Consider the following 15920-nt stretch of genomic DNA (forward strand, 5'->3'; position numbering starts at 1 on the left):
AGCGAGACCGCACCGTTCCGGCGAACTCGGCGATCCCAGCGCTACTTCTTCGCCGTTGCCTTCTTCTTGGCCGGAGCCTTGCGGGTGGCGGTCCGCTTGACCGGCCCCTTGGCGCGCTTCTCGGCCAGCAGCTCCACTGCCTGCTCCCGCGTGAGCTCCTCAAGGGAGGTGGCGCGGGGAACCGTGATGTTGGTGATGCCGTCGGTGATGTAGGGCCCGAACCGGCCCTCCTTCACCACGATGTTCTTTTCCGACACCGGGTCCGGACCGAACTCGGCCAGCGGCGGCACCGCGGCACGGGCGCCACGCTGCTTGGGCTGGGAGTAGATCTCCAGGGCCTGCTCCAGGGTGATGGTGAAGATCTCCTCTTCAGAGCCTATGGAGCGGGAGTCCGTCCCCTTCTTCAGGTACGGGCCGAACCGGCCGTTCTGGACCGTGATGAGGTTGCCTTCGGCGTCCTCCCCCAGCGCACGGGGAAGGCTCATGAGCTGCAGTGCCTCGTCCAGGGTCACGGACTCGACAGTCATGGACTTGAACAGCGAGCCCGTGCGCGGCTTGGCCTTGACCGGCTTCTTGGGCGGCTTGGGCTTGCCATTCTTGTAGTACTCCACCGGCTGCTTGGCCAGTTCCTCATCCGTCATCTCGGGGATGATCTCGGTGACGTAGGCGCCGTAGCGGCCATTCTTGGCCACCACCGTGTGCCCCGTGTGCGGATCGGTGCCGAGCACGCGCTCCTCCGGCGCCGCCGTCTCCATCAGCTCGATGGCCTTGGCAGCGGTCAGCTCGTCGGGCGCCAGGTCCTCAGGAACGTTGGCGCGGGCCGATTCCACGATCTCGCCGGTCTTCGGGTCCACCACGGCGGCCGAGCTTTCCAGGTACGGGCCGAACTTGCCCACCCGAAGCGTGATCTCGTCCGTGATGGGGATCGAGTTGATTTCCCTGGCGTCGATCTCGCCCAGGTTGTTGACGATGCTCAACAGGCCCGGATCTGAATCCTCGCCGAAGTAGAAGTGCCGCAGCCAGGAGGCCCCGGCTTCCTGTCCGTTGGCGATCTTGTCCAAGTCGCCTTCCATGTCGGCGGTGAACTCGTAATCCACGTAGTCGGAGAAGTGCTGCTCCAGCAGGCGGATAACCGAGAAGGCGATCCAGCTGGGTACCAGGGCCGAGCCCTGCTTCCGGACGTAGCCGCGGTCCTGGATGGTGGAGATGGTGGAAGCGTAGGTGGACGGGCGGCCGATGCCCTTCTTCTCCAGTTCCGCGGTGAGGGATGCTTCGGTGTAGCGCGGCGGCGGGGAGGTCTCATGGCCCACGGCCTGGATGTCCGTTGCGGTGAGGGAGTCGTCCTTGGCCACGTTGGGCAGCCGGCGGGCTTCGTCGGAGTCGTCGTCGCCGCGGGTCTCGTCCTTGCCTTCCTCATAGGCGGCGAGGAAGCCGGGGAACGTGATCACGGTGCCGGAGGCGGAGAACTCGGCGTCCCGCCCGTCGGTGGACACGGCACCCAGGCGGATGGTGGCCGTCGAACCCTTGGCGTCGCCCATCTGGGAGGCGACGGTGCGCTTCCAGATGAGTTCGTATAGGCGGAACTCGTCCCCGGACAGCTGTTTCGCCACCTGGGCAGGCGTGCGAAAGGAGTCCCCGGCAGGACGGATGGCCTCGTGGGCTTCCTGCGCGTTTGCAGCCTTGTTCGAGTACACGCGCGGGGACTGCGGCACGTATTCCGGGCCGTACAGCTCGGACGCCTGCCGGCGGGCGGCGGTGACGGCCTCGTCGCTCAGCGCCGAGGAGTCGGTACGCATATAAGTGATGTAGCCGTTTTCATACAGCCGCTGGGCGATCTGCATGGTGCTCTTCGAGGAGAAGCGCAGCTTGCGGCCGGCCTCCTGCTGGAGCGTGGAGGTGGTGAACGGCGCAGCGGGACGGCGCGTGTACGGCTTGGTGTCCACAGAGCGGACACGGAAGTCCGCGTTCTGCAGGCCGGCCGCCAGGGACGTTGCCAGTTCCTCGTTGAGGTGGGCCACGTTCCGGGAGGTGAGCTCACCGTTGTCGTTGAAGTCGCGGCCCGTCGCCACCTTGGCGCCGTCCACGGCGGCAAGCTTGGCCTTGAACGAGCCGGATTCCGCGCCGAACTGGCCGGTCAGGTCCCAGTAGGAGGCAGCCTTGAACGCCATCCGCTCGCGTTCGCGGTCCACCACCATGCGGGTGACCACGGACTGCACGCGCCCGGCGGAGAGGCCGCGGGCCACCTTGCGCCACAGCACGGGCGAGATCTCGTAACCGTAGAGGCGGTCCAGGACGCGGCGGGTTTCCTGGGCGTCCACCAGGTCCTGGTCCACGTCGCGCAGGTTGCCCATGGCACGCTGGATGGCTTCCTTGGTGATTTCGCCGAACGTCATCCGGTAAACCGGGACCTTGGGCTTGAGCACTTCCAGCAGGTGCCACGCGATGGCTTCGCCCTCGCGGTCCCCATCTGTTGCGAGATAAAGTTCGTCGGCGTCCTTGAGGGCGGCCTTGAGCTCGGTGACCTTTTTCTTCTTGTCCGGGGACACCACGTAGTAGGGCTTGAAATCGTGGTCAATGTCGACGGCGAACTTGCCCACCGAGGTCTTTTTCAGCTCTGCAGGCAGTTCGGACGGCTGCGGCAGGTCCCGGATGTGACCGATGGAGGCCTCCACGATGAAGCCCTCGCCCAGGTACTTGGCGATGGTCTTGCTCTTGGCCGGAGACTCCACGATCACGAGTTTCTTGCCGGTTTTGGCCTTGCTTGGCACGGTGCTCCTACAGAAAAAGGTTGCTGGGGCAGATGAGCCCATGTTCGCCTAGTTCACCATATTTTGGGGAATCGTGCGCATTCATGTGGAAAAGACGGGGCTCCATTGCGGGCTTACGGGGGCGTCCCGTCAGGCAGGGATCCCGGCCGGGATGAGGAAGCCGTCGCGGACCAGATTGGCGACGTCCGCGAGCAGCGCACCCTGGAAGGACCCGGCGTCGAAGGCTTCCTCGCCGCCAAAACCCCCGCCCAGGAGGGCCTCCAAAGCGCCGGCAATCTGCCCGGCGGTAAGGTCGCCGTCGCACGCTGACACGAACCCGGCCAGCTCGGTGCTCATCAGGTTCGTGCGGCGCAGCCCGGCACCCTGCCGGAGCAGGATCACGCCTGGGTGCTCGGCGCCGGGGCGCTGGTGGCGTTCCTCGGTAACGTCGTCCGCCACCAGCAGGTGCGTGTTGCCAAGATCATGCGCAGCGAGCCAGTCACAACGGTCGACGGCGGCACCCAGGTGCGGGCCGATGGGCTGCTCGATGGGGTAGGTGAGTTCCTCGAAGCGGCTGATGGCGGCCGGCACGCCGCCGGCAGGGCGGCGCAGCCACACCATGCCGAAGCCGATCCCGGCCACATTCCTGGAGGCGAAATCCGCAAGGTAGGCCGCGTACGCCTCCCGGTAGTGCTGCCGGTCGCGGGATTCCGAGGCGTCCTGCAGCCAGGTTTCGGCGTATTGTTCCGGGCTGACCTGCTCGCGCTGGATGAACCAGGCGTCCGTGCCCGGCTGCACCCAGGACCTGGGCCGTTCGTCCCAGGCGTCATCCGCTGGGACTTCCCAGTTCCCCAGCATCTGGGCCCAGCCGCCGGGCGCCAGGATGCCGGGCAGGTCCGCCACCAGGGACGCAACAATCTCATCTCCCGGCAGGCCGCCGTCGCGGTAGGTGAACTGGTCCGCGGCATCCTCGCCCGCGCTGCGCGGGGTGATAACGAACGGCGGGTTGGAGACCACCAGCCCGAACTCCTCGCCCGCGACCGGCTCCAACAGGGAACCCAGGCGCAGGCTCACCCGGTCCTCGAGCCGGTCCGGGTCCACCGAAAGCGCCTCAGCATTCAGCAGGATGTTGAACCGCGCGTAGGCCAGGGCCCGCTCGGAGATGTCAGTGGCGGTGACATGCTGGCAGTGGTGCAGCAGGTGGAAGGCCTGGATGCCGCAGCCCGTGCCCAGGTCCAGTGCGCGCTCGGTGTGGCGGCGGATGGTGGTCTGCACCAAGGTGGTGGACGCCTGCCCGATGCCCAGGACGTGGTCGTGCCTCAGCACGCCCGCCTGCTGATGGGCGGCAAGATCGCTGGCAACCCACAGCTCCGCTCCGCCGCTGCCGTCATCATTCTTGTCCCAGCCGTACGGCCGCAGGTCTGCCTTCGCAGTGAGCAGCGCCGAGCCGGGGACGGGCTGCACCAGCCCCAGTTCCAGGAGGCCTTCCACGCCGGTATCCGGCAGCGCAGCGTCGAGCGTTTCCCGCTCCTGCGGCTCGGCGAGGAGCCAGAGGCGGACGACGGCGGCAAGCGGCACCACGCGGCTGTCCTCCCTTACAGCCTGCTCGGCAGCGAGCAGTGCGGGAATGGTCTGGTCCCGGTTCAACGCCGCAGAGGCCGTGGGGCCCAGGAGCCGGGCAACGCCGTCGAGCGTGTAGTCCAGGCGGCGCAGGTCCGCAGCAAGCGCGGCCAGCAGGCCGGGGAGGTCGCTGCGGGGAGCGTCGGGGGTGTTGCCGGCGGTGAACTCGTAAGGGGATTTAGGCACCGCTCAAGTTTAGTCCGGCATGGCTGCGGGGTACGGTGGAGCCATGCCTTCCCGCCTTTCCCCCGTTCCGTGTGCCCGCACGGCCGCCTCGTTTGCCCCCATGGGAGGCTCGAGTGTCCGGCGCTGGCTGCGGGGGCCGGCGGCTGCCGCGGTACTCGGCCTGGCCCTGGCGGGATGTTCGCCGGTGAACTCGGTGGAAAATGCCGACGTTCCGAAGTGGCGGGCTACTGCCCTGCCATCATCTCCGGCCAACGTGGTGCTGCAGGACTCGGGGAAGATCCTCAACCGGGACCGCATCGTGCAGGAAGCCGCAAGGGTGCCCGCCGGCAGCTACACCCTCGCGGCGGTGTGCGACGGCACGGGCAAGGCATTCTTCGCCGTGTCGCTGGACGGCAAGGCCGTGGCGGAAGCCGGGGCAGCGTGCAATGGCCGGCAGGAATCCACCAGGATCACCCTTCCAGCCGCCGGACGGGTGGAAATCAGCACCTCCAGCGTGGACGCTCCGCTGCTCTACGCCTACCGGCTGGTGCCCGCGCAATAGCCCCTCCTCCGGCTCTGGCCCGCCGCCCGTTGCGGGCATAAGGTCGGACTATGCCCAGCGTGCGGAGAAACTCCGCGCCCCTTACCCGAGGGACAGCACGGGCGCCCCTGGCACCGAAGCCGGCGGCCGCCGTCGCCCTTGGACTTGTGCTTGCGGCAGGTGCGCTGGCGGCCTGTGAATATACGTACGACGACCGCGCCGGAAGCGCGCAGGATACCGGTACCGTCGCCCCGGCGCCGGCCTTCACCCGCGACCCGCTGCAGCAGGACCCGGTCAGCGACGCCGAGCTTGGCGACTGGGTGTCGCGGGCACTGCCTGAGAGCACCGGTCCCGTGGTCCAGGCCGATGCCGGGCTCCTGGGCGCCGGGGAGGTACGGCATGTTTCGTCACCGGTACTTGAGACCGGAACCTACATCCTCGCCATCGCCTGCCGGAGCCAGCGCCGGGTGACCTTTACGGTACGCACCGAAACCCTCACCTTGGTGGACTTGGCCCTGCGGTGTGGCATCAACCGCGAAAACGTCATCTACCTGTCAACGGACAGCGTCCTCACGGTCCGGGTGGAGGCCAGGACGCCTGCCAACTACGCCTTCCGCGTTCGCCGGCTTTGAACGCGTCTGCTACGCCGCTGCGCAGCCGTCCGGGCAGCGGAGGGTTTCCGGGCTGGCCGCACACTCAGCGCAGTACAGCGTCAGGGTCCGGCAGCTGGGGTTGGAGCAGTTCTCGAACTTGTTGGTGGGTGCGGAGCAGCGGGCGCACGCACCGATGGTCTTGGCGTCCTCGCTGAACTCCAGGTGCATCCGCTTGTCGAAGACGTAGAGCGAGCCTTCCCAAAGTCCCTGGTCCTTGAATGCTTCGCCGTACCGGACGATGCCGCCGTCCAGCTGGTACACCTCTTTAAAGCCGCGGTTCACCATCAGGCTGGAGAGCACCTCGCAGCGGATGCCTCCGGTGCAGTAGGTGACCACCGGTTTGTCCTTCAGGGCGTCGTACTTGCCGGAGTCCAGCTCCTTGATGAAGTCATGGGTGGTGGCCACGTCCGGGACCACCGCGTCCTTGAACCGGCCAATTTGCGCTTCGAACGCGTTCCGTCCGTCGAAGAAGACCACGTCCTCGCCGTCCTGCTTCCTGGCCTCGACGAGCTCGTGCAGCTGCTCGGGCTTGAGGTGCTTCCCGCCGCCGACCACTCCGTCCGCGTCCACCTTGAGTTCTCCGGGAGCACCGAAGGAGACGATCTCGTCCCGCACCTTCACGCTGAGCCGCGGGAAGTCCTCCGCGCCGCCGTCGGACCACTTCACGTCGATGCCGCGGAAGCCGGGGTATTCCCGGGTGGTTTTGACGTACTGCTTAACAGCGCGGATTTCCCCGCCCACCGTGGCATTGATCCCGTCCTTGGAGATGAGGATGCGGCCGGTCAGGCCCAGCTTCTCGCACAGCGCGCGCTGCCAGAGCCGCACCGCTTCGGGATCGGCGATGGGGGTAAAGCCGTAAAAGAGCACAATCTTGTTCAAAGCCACGTATTTAAGGGTACCGGCTGGGCTGTCTGTCCCTGCCTGCCCCGCATAACCCAGCCCTGGTGCTCATCACAATTGCATAAGCACTTCCACACCCCCTGTTGCTGGCGATCGGGCTGGAATATTGTTCATCCCATGAGTCCGGAAACCCTGGTTGAAGACATCACTGGCCTGCTCGAAGTGTGGGTTGCCGGCTGGGCGGGATGTCGCGGCTACCGGACCTCCACGGAGGGCCGCTTCCCCTCCGTGCTCCGGTCCGACACAAGTGGGGAGTGGGAAGTCTTCGCCTCCGAACCCACGGCCGATGAGTTCGCAGCACTGGCCGCCAGGACGGCCGAATCCCCGGCCCGCGTGCTCACCGTCCTCACCAACGACCCCTCCCGGTATGCGGACCTGGCTGCCCGGCACGGGCTGAATGTCACCTCAGACACGCAAACGATGATGATCGTGGACATGGAGACCCAGGACGCCGAGGACCCCTGGCTTTCCGACGATGAGCTGAGCCTGTCCACCTTCGAGCAGGATGGCGTCCACTATGCCGAGGTCCGTTCCGGAGATGCCCTAGCGGCGAGCGGCAGGGTGTTCGTAGTGGGTGACACCGCAGTGTTCGACAAGATCATCACCGAACCCCGGTTCCAGCGCAGGGGCTTGGGCAGCTTCATCATGCGCGCCCTGGCGGCCCAGGCCTTCGGCCACGACGTGCGGACCGGCCTCCTGCTGGCTTCGGCGGACGGGCAGAAGCTCTACTCACACCTCGGCTGGACCACGGTAGCGCGGGTCCTGATGCTCTCGGCGTCCCACGAGGGCGCGGACCTCTCGCTGAGCTGAAGCTGGCTGCCCGGTTTTTCCGTGGGCGAACCGCTGGCCGTGCGTTAGGCGCCGGATGAAAGAATGGTGGGGTGAACCCCCATGACTCCCTGATTCCTTTGCTGGGCCGCGGCCCGGACCCGGAGCAGCTTCGTCATGTCCACACCATCCCCGCGCGGGAGGCGGTCCACGCACCATGGCCTGAGTGGCTGCATCCGGACATCGCTGAGGCATACGGCTCCCTCGGCATCCGGGAGCCATACCTGCATCAGGTGGATGCGGCCAACGCAGCCCACTCGGGCCAGCACGTCGTGGTGGCTACCGGAACCGCATCCGGAAAGTCCCTGGCGTACCAGCTGCCGGCGCTGGACGCGATCCACCGGTCCGAGCTGCAGGTGCTCGCGGACCCGGGAAAAATCCACGACGACGGCGCCGTCACCCTCTACCTCTCCCCCACCAAGGCCCTGGCAGCCGACCAGTTGAACGCCATCCGTGCCCTCAAACTGCCCACCGTCCGGGCCGAAACCTACGACGGCGATACTGATCCGGCCGCGCGCCGGTGGATCCGGGACCACGCCAACTTCATCCTGGCCAACCCGGACATGCTGCACTTTGGCATCCTTCCCAACCACGCCTGGTGGGCAGGGTTTTTCCGCCGGCTGCGCTATGTAATCGTGGATGAGGCCCACAGTTACCGCGGCGTGTTCGGATCGCATGTGGCCAACCTGATGCGGCGGCTCCGCAGGATCTGCGCCTATTACGGGGCAGGAACGGCGTTCCCGGAGCCCGTGTTCATTGCGGCCTCCGCCACCGCTTCGGAGCCCGATGTCTCCTTCTCCCGCCTCATCGGCGCCCCCGTAAAGGCGGTGTCCAGCGACTGTTCGCCTCACGGGGCCACCACCGTGGCATTGTGGGAACCGGCGCTGACCGAAGTCCGGGGTGAGAACGGAGCCAAGGAGCGGCGGACCGCTGTTGCGGAGACTTCGGACCTGCTGGCCAACCTGGTGTCAGCCCGGATCCGCACCATTGCCTTCATCAAGTCCCGGCGCGGGGCCGAGACCATCTCCGCCATCACCAAACGCCTCCTTGACGAGGTGGATCCCAGCCTTCCCCAGCGGGTGGCGGCCTACCGTTCCGGATACCTGCCGGAGGAACGGCGTGCTGTGGAAAAAGCCCTGCGTTCAGGGCAGCTGCTGGGCGTTTCCAGCACATCCGCCCTGGAGCTGGGCATCGACATCTCCGGCCTTGACGCCGTCCTGGTGGCCGGCTGGCCGGGCACGCGCGCATCGCTGTTCCAGCAGATAGGCAGGGCCGGCCGCGCGGGCCAGGACGCCATTGCGGCGTTTGTGGCCAGCGACGATCCGCTGGACACGTTCCTGGTGAACCACCCCGAAGCCATCTTCGACGTATCGGTCGAGGCCACCGTCTTTGACCCTTCCAACCCTTACGTGCTCGGACCGCACCTGTGCGCGGCGGCAGCGGAACTTCCGCTGGGACCTGCCGAGCTCGACCTCTTCGGCCGAACCGCCGAAATGCTCCTGGACCGGTTGGTGGCACAGGGCTACCTCCGGCGGCGGCCCGCGGGCTGGTTCTGGACCCACTCGCAGAGCGCCGCCGCCATGGTCAATCTCCGGGCCGACGGTGGCGGGCCGGTCAGCATCGTCGATGCCGAGACCGGTTCCCTCCTGGGAACGATGGACTCGCCGCAGACCCACTACCAGGCGCACACTGGCGCGGTGTACGTCCACCAGGGCGACACCTACGTGGTGGAGGACCTGAACGAGGACGACCACTGCGTCATGGTGCGCCGGGCAAATCCCGACTACTACACCACTGCACGGGATGTGACCCAGATCGAGGTCCTGGACACCGTGCGGACCATGCAGTGGGGCGATGTCACGGTCCACTTTGGCGATGTGAAGGTCACCACGCAAGTTGTCTCCTTCCAGCGCAAAGCCCTGATTTCCAACGAGGTCCTCGGGGAGGAGCCGCTTGAGCTGGGTGCACGCGAGCTCTTCACCAAGGCGGTCTGGTTTGTGGTGGACAACCGTTCGCTGACCGGGGCCGGACTGATTGAAGCGCAGTTTCCCGGTGCCCTGCACGCAGCGGAGCACGCAGCAATCGGGCTCCTGCCCCTCGTTGCATCCAGCGACCGCTGGGACATCGGCGGGGTCTCCACTGCCCTGCACGCCGACACCGGAGTGCCCACCATCTTCGTGTACGACGGGCACCCCGGCGGGGCTGGCTTTGCCGAACGGGGATTCGACAAAGCCATGGTGTGGCTGGCAGCGACCCGCGACGCCATCAAGGCCTGCGAGTGCGAGGCGGGCTGCCCGTCCTGCGTCCAGTCGCCAAAGTGCGGAAACAAGAACAACCCGCTGGACAAGGCTGCCGCGGTGACCCTGCTGGATGTCCTGCTCAAGGACGCCACGGAAGCGGTGCCGGTGGAACAGGAAGCCCGGAACTGACTCCCGCAAGGCCGCGATTCCTATGGTGGAGGTCCGGCCCGGGCACGACCGGTGGCCGCGCCCAACAGTGAGCGCTCCGCAAGCTCGGTCCGCACCTCAATGGTTTGTCCCGCCCCCTCGGTGCAGCCGAGGACCGTTGCCGCGTGGCGGGCTGCCACCTCGGCGGCAACCGTGCAGGGCTCGCCACTGCTGATGCCGCGAAGTGCGTCCGCCGCTGCAAGCGCGGCCAGGTCTGCGGCCGATGCCGCACGGCTTGCAAGTACCGCTGACTGGGCCAGCAGCAGCATGACCGCCATTGCCGTTATGACCACAAGTGCCAGCCCTGCAGCCAGGACGGTCCCCGAACCGCGCTCACTCCTATCGTCGAACCCCCACCGCCAACGGCCGGTAGCAGGCCTGGGAACAGGGCGGTCCCGACTGGCCTGGGCCCTGCGGCACCGCCTGGTTGAAGGGCTGTTGCACCGCCTGGCCGGGCCGCCTCCGCACTGCCCCGTTAGAGCGCTGTCGCACGGACTGGCCGGGCCGCCTCCGCACTGCCCCGTTAGAGCGCTGTCGCACGGACTGGCCGGGTTACCTGCGTTACCCACAGGGCGTAGCTTGGCTTGCTCCATCATTTGAGCCCTGCGCCCTCGGTCAGGCCACCGCCAACGCCACCGCCCACTCGGGTCCCCGCTGTTTCACTGCGCGTTGTGGCACGGGCGGTGAGGGTCCAGGGGATGGCGGATCCTAAAGGTCCTGATACCCGGTCCGTCACGGTGATACTGAACCATCCGCCGTCAGCAGAGACGGATGCCGCCGCCGAGCCGCCGGCAAGCGTCCGGACTGTCCGTTCCACCGCTGCCGGGTCATCGCCTCTCGCCAAAGCCCTGGCACCGGCCCGGGCTCCCTCTTCGATACGCAGCTGCGTCATGCCCGCGGCGGCACCGGCAAGCAGCATGGCCAGCAGCGCCAGCACGGCAGGAAGTGCCACGGCAAACTCTGCCGTTACCGCACCGCGTGCGTTGACTACTGCGTTCAATGCCCTGCCTCCATGCCCACCGCCGTTCCCGCTGGCTGCTTTAGTGCCGGTGATGCGGCAACACGCGACTGCGACCCCGGACACCGGGCTGCTGACGACTCGGCTGCAGTCCACGCTGCCGGTGCTAGTTGGAAGCGGTCGGCCGGAACGAAGGAGAGTCACGGCAGGTGTTGGTGTCACGGCAGCGCCAAGGCGGTGCGAATGAGGTTGAGCAGGAAACCCCGAACTTCATCGCTGCGGAGGATGAACACAAGCAGCCCGGCAAACCCAACCGCGGCCAGGGTGGCGATGGCATACTCCGCAGTTGCCATTCCGGCTTCGGAAAACATCAGCGTTGCGGTGCGCGGGGACTTCGACGAGGCGCGGGCTGGACCGGACACGACTGGGCGGCTATCCACCGAGCGGGGACCAACAAAACCATGCCCCACTGAATTGGGGTAGAGCTCCACCACGTTGCCTGGCAGAGGGACGGACGTGGTCGGGGCTGAAACTGTTGGGGCCGATGCCTTCCTGGAAGGTGCGTCCACGAGCGGTGCAGGGCTGGAAGGGTATTGGGTGCCGCCGGAGTTACGAAGGCGGCCCTCACCTCGACCGGACTGCAGCGGCCCTGGCCGCAGTCCGGAAGCGGCGAGCGCAGAGGTCCCGGCGGAGTAGCTGGCGGAGTACTGACGACGGCGGTGGTTGGTGGACATATGGTTTCCTTTCGGTTGTTTTGCCGGTGGCTTTGCCGGCTGCCTTTGACTCTTCCCCGCGTACCTGTAGCCGGTAAGGGAAGCGGTTCGCTAAGTGGAAAAGCCGGGCATCTCTCCCTGTGTGGAGGAAGAGATGCCCACGAATGACTGCACGTGAAGCAGGCCGGAACCATCGACTCTGGTAGCCGGACGACACTGGCCTGCTGGGAGCCTGACGGCACTCGCCCGCTACGAGCCTGACGGCACCAGGGCCAGCAGCACCGGCACGACTCCAAGGCAAATGAAGGCAGGAAGCGAGCACAGGCCCAGCGGAACCACCAGCTTTACCCCAAGCGAGGCAGCACGCTTTTCCGCGGCCCGGAACCGCTCGCGGCGAAGCCTTGCGGCCTGGGCATAAAGGATCGCGGAGGACGGAGCGCCGGTGAGGGCTGCGAACGCCAGGGCATCACGGAGCTCCAGGATCCCGGTGCTGCGGACGGCGGAGCTGCGCCAGGCGGTCTCCCAGTCGGCGCCGATGGCCAGTGCCGAAACCACGGGCCGCAGCGAGTCCCGGTACTCCGGTGCCGCCGAGGCGGCCACCAGCTCGAGCGATCGCCCAATCCCGGCCCCGGCGTCGAGCATCGCTGCAACGAGTTCAAGCATCATCGCCGTATCGTTCAGGCCCCTGCCGTGACTGCTTCCGGGCCCAGCGGTGGCCTTTGCACCCGGCACTGGAGGAGCCAGGCGGCGAAGCCGTTGGCGGGAACGGTCATGGCTGGAACAGGCGAGCCAGGCGCCGGCCGCGAGCAGCAGGAAGAGCGCGAGGCCCGGGCCCAAACCCGTGCTCATGGAGTTCCTGACCCGGCGGCGGCCGCTACAAGTCGCGCGGACCAGGCCCTCCCCGCAACCGTGAGGACTGCTCCGCCCAACAGTGCCGCCAGTCCTGGAGGTGTTCCCAGCAGGGTGGCCAGTGGGTCCACCCCCAGGGCCGCACCCAGTCCAAGACCCATCAATGGAAGCCAGGTCAGTAGCCGGACGGTTGCCTTGGGCCCGGCGAGGGCTGTTTGCCGCGCCGCGTCTGCGTCATCCTCCGCTTCGAGCTGGGCCGCAAAGCGCGCCAGCACGTCGGCGAGCGGACATCCGCTGGCTTCTGCGATGTCGAAGCAGGCAGCGAGCTGGGACCAGGTCCGGGCCTCCCTGTCCCTGCCCTTGAAGGCTGTGGGCAGTGCCCGCCGGATGGCTTCGGCTACGGGAGCTCCCGTTGCGGCAGCCGCCCGCGCGGACGCGAGTACGGCAGCTGATCCCTCTGAGAGCGCCGAGCCGGCGTGGAGTGGCCCCCAATGCGGCTGCCCGTTCCCGTTGGGGACGCCGTAGACCGTCCAGAGTTCGTCCCACAGACGCCCAGGTGTTCGTCCACCCCTGAGCAGCGCCGCAAGCTGCTGCACCACCAGGGTCAGGCCGGGCTGTCTCGTCGTTTTGGCGTTTCCGCCGGCCGCCCTGGCCCACGGCAGTTTCCGAATCCTTGGAAGCGCGGGCGATTTGGGACTGCTCCTGGTTGCTGCCCGCAGCCTGGAGGCAGCATCCAGGGGCGGCTTGAGGAGCAACAGCACAGCAGCGCACAGCACCAGGGTGAAGAGAGGAGTCACAACGCGCCCTCGGGGTCCATCCCCAGCCGGGCTGCCAGCGCCGGCCATGCAGGGCCCGGAGTCCCCGATTGTCCAACGGCCGGCACCACCGTCAGTCCTTCCGGGCCGTCATTGATGAGTCCAATGCACAGGACTTCCCTTCCCCGCTGCGTCCTGCCGACGTGGATGACCACATCCAGCGCGCTGGCGGCCTGGAGCCGCACCGCCTCGGGGCCGAGCCCTGCGAGCGCGCCGAGGGCGTTGAGCCTGGCGGGTACGGCTGCTGCCGTGTTTGCGTGAATGGTGCCTCCGCCCCCGCTGTGCCCGGTGTTCATCGCGGTGAGGAGCTCACGTACTTCAGCGCCCCGGCACTCCCCCACCACCAGCCTGTCCGGGCGCATCCGCAGCGCCTGGCGAACCAGTTCCCCCAAGTCCACCGCGCCGCCGCCTTCAAGGTTTCCGTGGCGTGATTCGAGCGCGACGACGTGTGGGTGGACAGGGTTCAGTTCGGACGCGTCCTCGATCAGGACCAAACGCTCTTCCACGGAACACAGGCCGAGCAGGGTGGACAGCAGGGTCGTCTTGCCGGAGCCCGTAGCCCCGCTGATAAGGAAACTCAACCTTTGCGCGACAACCCTCTCCAGCACCGCACGCACTCCCGGCACGAACATGCCGCCGGAGCCCAGCTCCGCCATGGTGAAGACACGTTCCCTCCGGATCCGGACGCTCAGCAGCGTCCCGGACGTGGATACCGGCGGCAACACGGCATGGACACGGTAACCGCCGGCAAGCCTGACATCGACACAGGGTGAACCGTCATCGAGGCGGCGACCGCCTGCAGCCACGAGCCTGCAGGCCAGTGCCCGCAGCTGTGCCTCTCCGTCGAACAGGACGGCAACGCGTTCGATGCCCCGCCCCCGGTCCACCCAGACGGAGTCGGGAGCGTTGACGAAGATGTCTGTGACGCCGGGGTCGCGCGTCAGCTCCTGCAGCGGCCCCAGCCCATTGAGCTCGGCGCTGATCCGCTCCACGGCTGCGAGCGATCCGGCGGTACCTAACAATTTGCCCGTGGCCTGGACCGCCGCGGCCACTCGGGACGGCGTCACCGCTCCGGCCTCAGCCATCATCGACTCGCGGACGGATTCCAGCAGCCCGGAATCCACGGCCCTGCCGGTGCCGGCGGTGTCCCTGCCGCGCCCGGCGCGTCCAGCCTGGTTCGCTGCCAGGATCCGGGCGCTGCGCCGTTCCCCGAGTCCGCCCGCCCCTGGGGTCCTGCCCGTTTCCGGGGCCGACGTTATCGGAGTACCCCATGCCCGCCTCACGCCATGTCCTCCGCCTGCAGATCCTCTCCGAGCCAGTCGAGCACGGTTCCGCCGAAGTGCCGCACATTCCGCCGCTTACCCAGGTCCAAAAGCCGCCCGGATTCCATAGCCCCGGCGACAGCACGCAGTTCGGGGATACGGCCCTGCACCGGCAGCCCCACGGCCTCAGCGATCAGGGAACTGTCGAGCGCCGCGCCGGTCCGCCCCCGTACCAGGAGGGCCCCCTCCACCGGGGGAAGCTCCTGCAGCAGGCGTACGGCCGCCACCGCCGCCTTCAGCTGGGCCCGCACCACCAGCAAGATGCGGTCGCAGTCCCATGCCACTGTGTGGAGCGGCTCGGCACCGCGTCCCACGTCGACGACAACCAGTTCGTATCCCCGCCGCGCGGCGTCGAGAACCCCGGCTGCGGCAGCGGCGGCGACTGCAGCGGGCGGTTCCCGCGTGGCAGGCCAGGACAGGAAGGAAAAGCCGCCGGCGACCGGGAGGGAATCTGAGAGCTGCAGCGGATCAATGCTTCCCCTGGCCTCGGCGAGGTCCGGCCAGCGCAGACCGGGACTCTCCTCGGCGGCAAGCGCCAGTTCCAGTCCTCCTCCCCAAGGGTCGCCGTCAACCAACAGAACCCGGGCGCCCAGCCCTGCCGCGGCCTGCGCTATCCAGATGGCGGCGGTAGTGGCCCCGGCGCCACCACAGCCGCCAATAACACCGAGGACCAGGCCGCCCGGACCCGGCGAGCGCGACCGGCTGAGATGGTCCGCCAGCCAGGCGGCGGCGTCGGGCAGTACTGCAACACGTTCGGCACCCAGAGCAGCCGCAAGATGCCAAAGGCTGTCCCCCTCGCCGTCAAGGCCCACCATGACCACGGGCGTACTCAGCCGGGGCGGCAGTTCCCTAATGTCGCTTCCCACCAGGACGGCCGATGCAGAATCCCAGTAGGGCCCGCCCTCCACCGCGTCCTCGACGACGCGCAACTGGGCGCCGGCGGCTGCCACAATGCGCTCCACTTCGGCGCGGAGGACGCCGGAGGAGGTGACCAGCAGTACCTCGCCCGGACCCATCGCCACTGACGCACCCGAACCGGCGAGCGATGCGTCGTGCCGGCCGGCACCATATGGCCCGGCCCCATAGTGACCGGCCCCATCCGGAAGCCATGCGGCACCACGTTCCCTCGTCCCGACGGACAAAGGATCCCCGGGCGCCAAGGGACTCTCCGGTGGTGTTGAGGCCGGATCCGTTGGCGGCCAGGAGGAAGCTCCCGCCTTTTCCTGCCCGGATGGCGCTGCGTTCAACTGGTGCCTGCTCATGGAACCACTCTGTTCCTGCGCCATCGCCCAGGTAAGGGAGCACATCCTGTATGTGGACAACCCGGAACTGCGTCATCTCCAGACAGGGCACAATGGGAGC

At 67.6% G+C, this 15920-nt stretch carries 14 protein-coding genes; 4 read left to right on the forward strand and 10 right to left on the reverse strand.

Annotation, left to right across the window (positions count from 1 at the left end):
- Positions 1–41 precede the first annotated feature (41 nt).
- Positions 42–2768 (reverse strand): type I DNA topoisomerase, encoded by a 2727-nt coding sequence (gene topA, locus LFT49_RS17380; RefSeq protein WP_237428914.1) that lies wholly within the window; start codon positions 2766–2768, stop codon positions 42–44.
- A 129-nt stretch (positions 2769–2897) separates the two neighbouring features.
- Positions 2898–4553: a N5-glutamine methyltransferase family protein gene (locus LFT49_RS17385; RefSeq protein WP_237428915.1), complete on the reverse strand. Its 1656-nt coding sequence runs from the start codon at positions 4551–4553 to the stop codon at positions 2898–2900.
- Between the two features lie 43 nt (positions 4554–4596).
- Between LFT49_RS17385 and LFT49_RS17390 the strand changes: the two genes are divergently transcribed.
- Both LFT49_RS17390 and LFT49_RS17395 read left to right on the forward strand, forming a co-directional pair.
- Positions 4597–5094, forward strand: coding sequence for a hypothetical protein (locus LFT49_RS17390; protein WP_236820450.1), 498 nt, complete (start codon positions 4597–4599; stop codon positions 5092–5094).
- 50 nt (positions 5095–5144) lie between these two features.
- Entirely contained in the window at positions 5145–5705 is a 561-nt protein-coding gene (locus tag LFT49_RS17395; RefSeq protein ID WP_237428916.1) for a hypothetical protein, read from the forward strand.
- A gap of 9 nt (positions 5706–5714) precedes the next feature.
- On the opposite strand, the gene trhO is transcribed toward LFT49_RS17395, so the two are convergent.
- Positions 5715–6611 (reverse strand): oxygen-dependent tRNA uridine(34) hydroxylase TrhO, encoded by an 897-nt coding sequence (gene trhO, locus LFT49_RS17400; RefSeq protein WP_236820452.1) that lies wholly within the window; start codon positions 6609–6611, stop codon positions 5715–5717.
- Between the two features lie 132 nt (positions 6612–6743).
- Here trhO and LFT49_RS17405 point away from each other — a divergent pair, with 132 nt between their 5' ends.
- A complete protein-coding gene (locus tag LFT49_RS17405; RefSeq protein WP_237428917.1) occupies positions 6744–7436 on the forward strand; it encodes a GNAT family N-acetyltransferase in 693 nt (230 codons plus the stop codon).
- Positions 7437–7507: 71 nt separating this feature from the next.
- On the forward strand, positions 7508–9883 hold the full coding sequence (locus tag LFT49_RS17410) for a DEAD/DEAH box helicase (protein WP_236799572.1): 2376 nt from the start codon (positions 7508–7510) through the stop codon (positions 9881–9883).
- Between the two features lie 20 nt (positions 9884–9903).
- Here LFT49_RS17410 and LFT49_RS17415 read toward each other — a convergent pair whose 3' ends face one another.
- The 7 genes from LFT49_RS17415 to ssd form a co-directional block, all read right to left on the reverse strand.
- Positions 9904–10194: an Rv3654c family TadE-like protein gene (locus tag LFT49_RS17415; protein WP_336885532.1), complete on the reverse strand. Its 291-nt coding sequence runs from the start codon at positions 10192–10194 to the stop codon at positions 9904–9906.
- 299 nt (positions 10195–10493) lie between these two features.
- Positions 10494–10901, reverse strand: a complete 408-nt coding sequence (locus LFT49_RS17420; RefSeq protein ID WP_236799573.1) for a TadE family type IV pilus minor pilin — start codon at positions 10899–10901, stop codon at positions 10494–10496.
- Between the two features lie 176 nt (positions 10902–11077).
- Entirely contained in the window at positions 11078–11593 is a 516-nt protein-coding gene (locus LFT49_RS17425; RefSeq protein WP_236799574.1) for a DUF4244 domain-containing protein, read from the reverse strand.
- A gap of 228 nt (positions 11594–11821) precedes the next feature.
- Positions 11822–12421: a type II secretion system F family protein gene (locus LFT49_RS17430; RefSeq protein ID WP_236799575.1), complete on the reverse strand. Its 600-nt coding sequence runs from the start codon at positions 12419–12421 to the stop codon at positions 11822–11824.
- On the reverse strand, positions 12418–13218 hold the full coding sequence (locus tag LFT49_RS17435) for a type II secretion system F family protein (protein ID WP_236799576.1): 801 nt from the start codon (positions 13216–13218) through the stop codon (positions 12418–12420). The genes LFT49_RS17430 and LFT49_RS17435 overlap by 4 nt, the downstream gene beginning before the upstream one ends.
- Positions 13215–14519, reverse strand: coding sequence for a TadA family conjugal transfer-associated ATPase (locus LFT49_RS17440; protein WP_373462127.1), 1305 nt, complete (start codon positions 14517–14519; stop codon positions 13215–13217). The genes LFT49_RS17435 and LFT49_RS17440 overlap by 4 nt, the downstream gene beginning before the upstream one ends.
- Complete coding sequence (gene ssd / locus LFT49_RS17445; protein ID WP_237430542.1) at positions 14516–15574, reverse strand: septum site-determining protein Ssd; 1059 nt, start codon at positions 15572–15574, stop codon at positions 14516–14518. The genes LFT49_RS17440 and ssd overlap by 4 nt, the downstream gene beginning before the upstream one ends.
- Positions 15575–15920 lie beyond the last annotated feature (346 nt).

The sequence above is a fragment of the Arthrobacter sp. FW306-06-A genome (assembly GCF_021870055.1).
Taxonomy (GTDB): Bacteria; Actinomycetota; Actinomycetes; order Actinomycetales; family Micrococcaceae; genus Arthrobacter.

What these genes read in the sequence shown, in the direction of transcription:
- LFT49_RS17395 (WP_237428916.1), top strand. Translation starts at nt 5,145, where the DNA reads ATGCCCAGCGTGCGGAGAAACTCCGCGCCCCTTACCCGAGGGACAGCA.
- LFT49_RS17405 (WP_237428917.1), top strand. Translation starts at nt 6,744, where the DNA reads ATGAGTCCGGAAACCCTGGTTGAAGACATCACTGGCCTGCTCGAAGTG.
- LFT49_RS17430 (WP_236799575.1), bottom strand. Translation starts at nt 12,421, where the DNA reads ATGAGCACGGGTTTGGGCCCGGGCCTCGCGCTCTTCCTGCTGCTCGCG.
- LFT49_RS17390 (WP_236820450.1), top strand. Translation starts at nt 4,597, where the DNA reads ATGCCTTCCCGCCTTTCCCCCGTTCCGTGTGCCCGCACGGCCGCCTCG.
- LFT49_RS17425 (WP_236799574.1), bottom strand. Translation starts at nt 11,593, where the DNA reads ATGTCCACCAACCACCGCCGTCGTCAGTACTCCGCCAGCTACTCCGCC.
- ssd (WP_237430542.1), bottom strand. Translation starts at nt 15,574, where the DNA reads ATGGGTCCGGGCGAGGTACTGCTGGTCACCTCCTCCGGCGTCCTCCGC.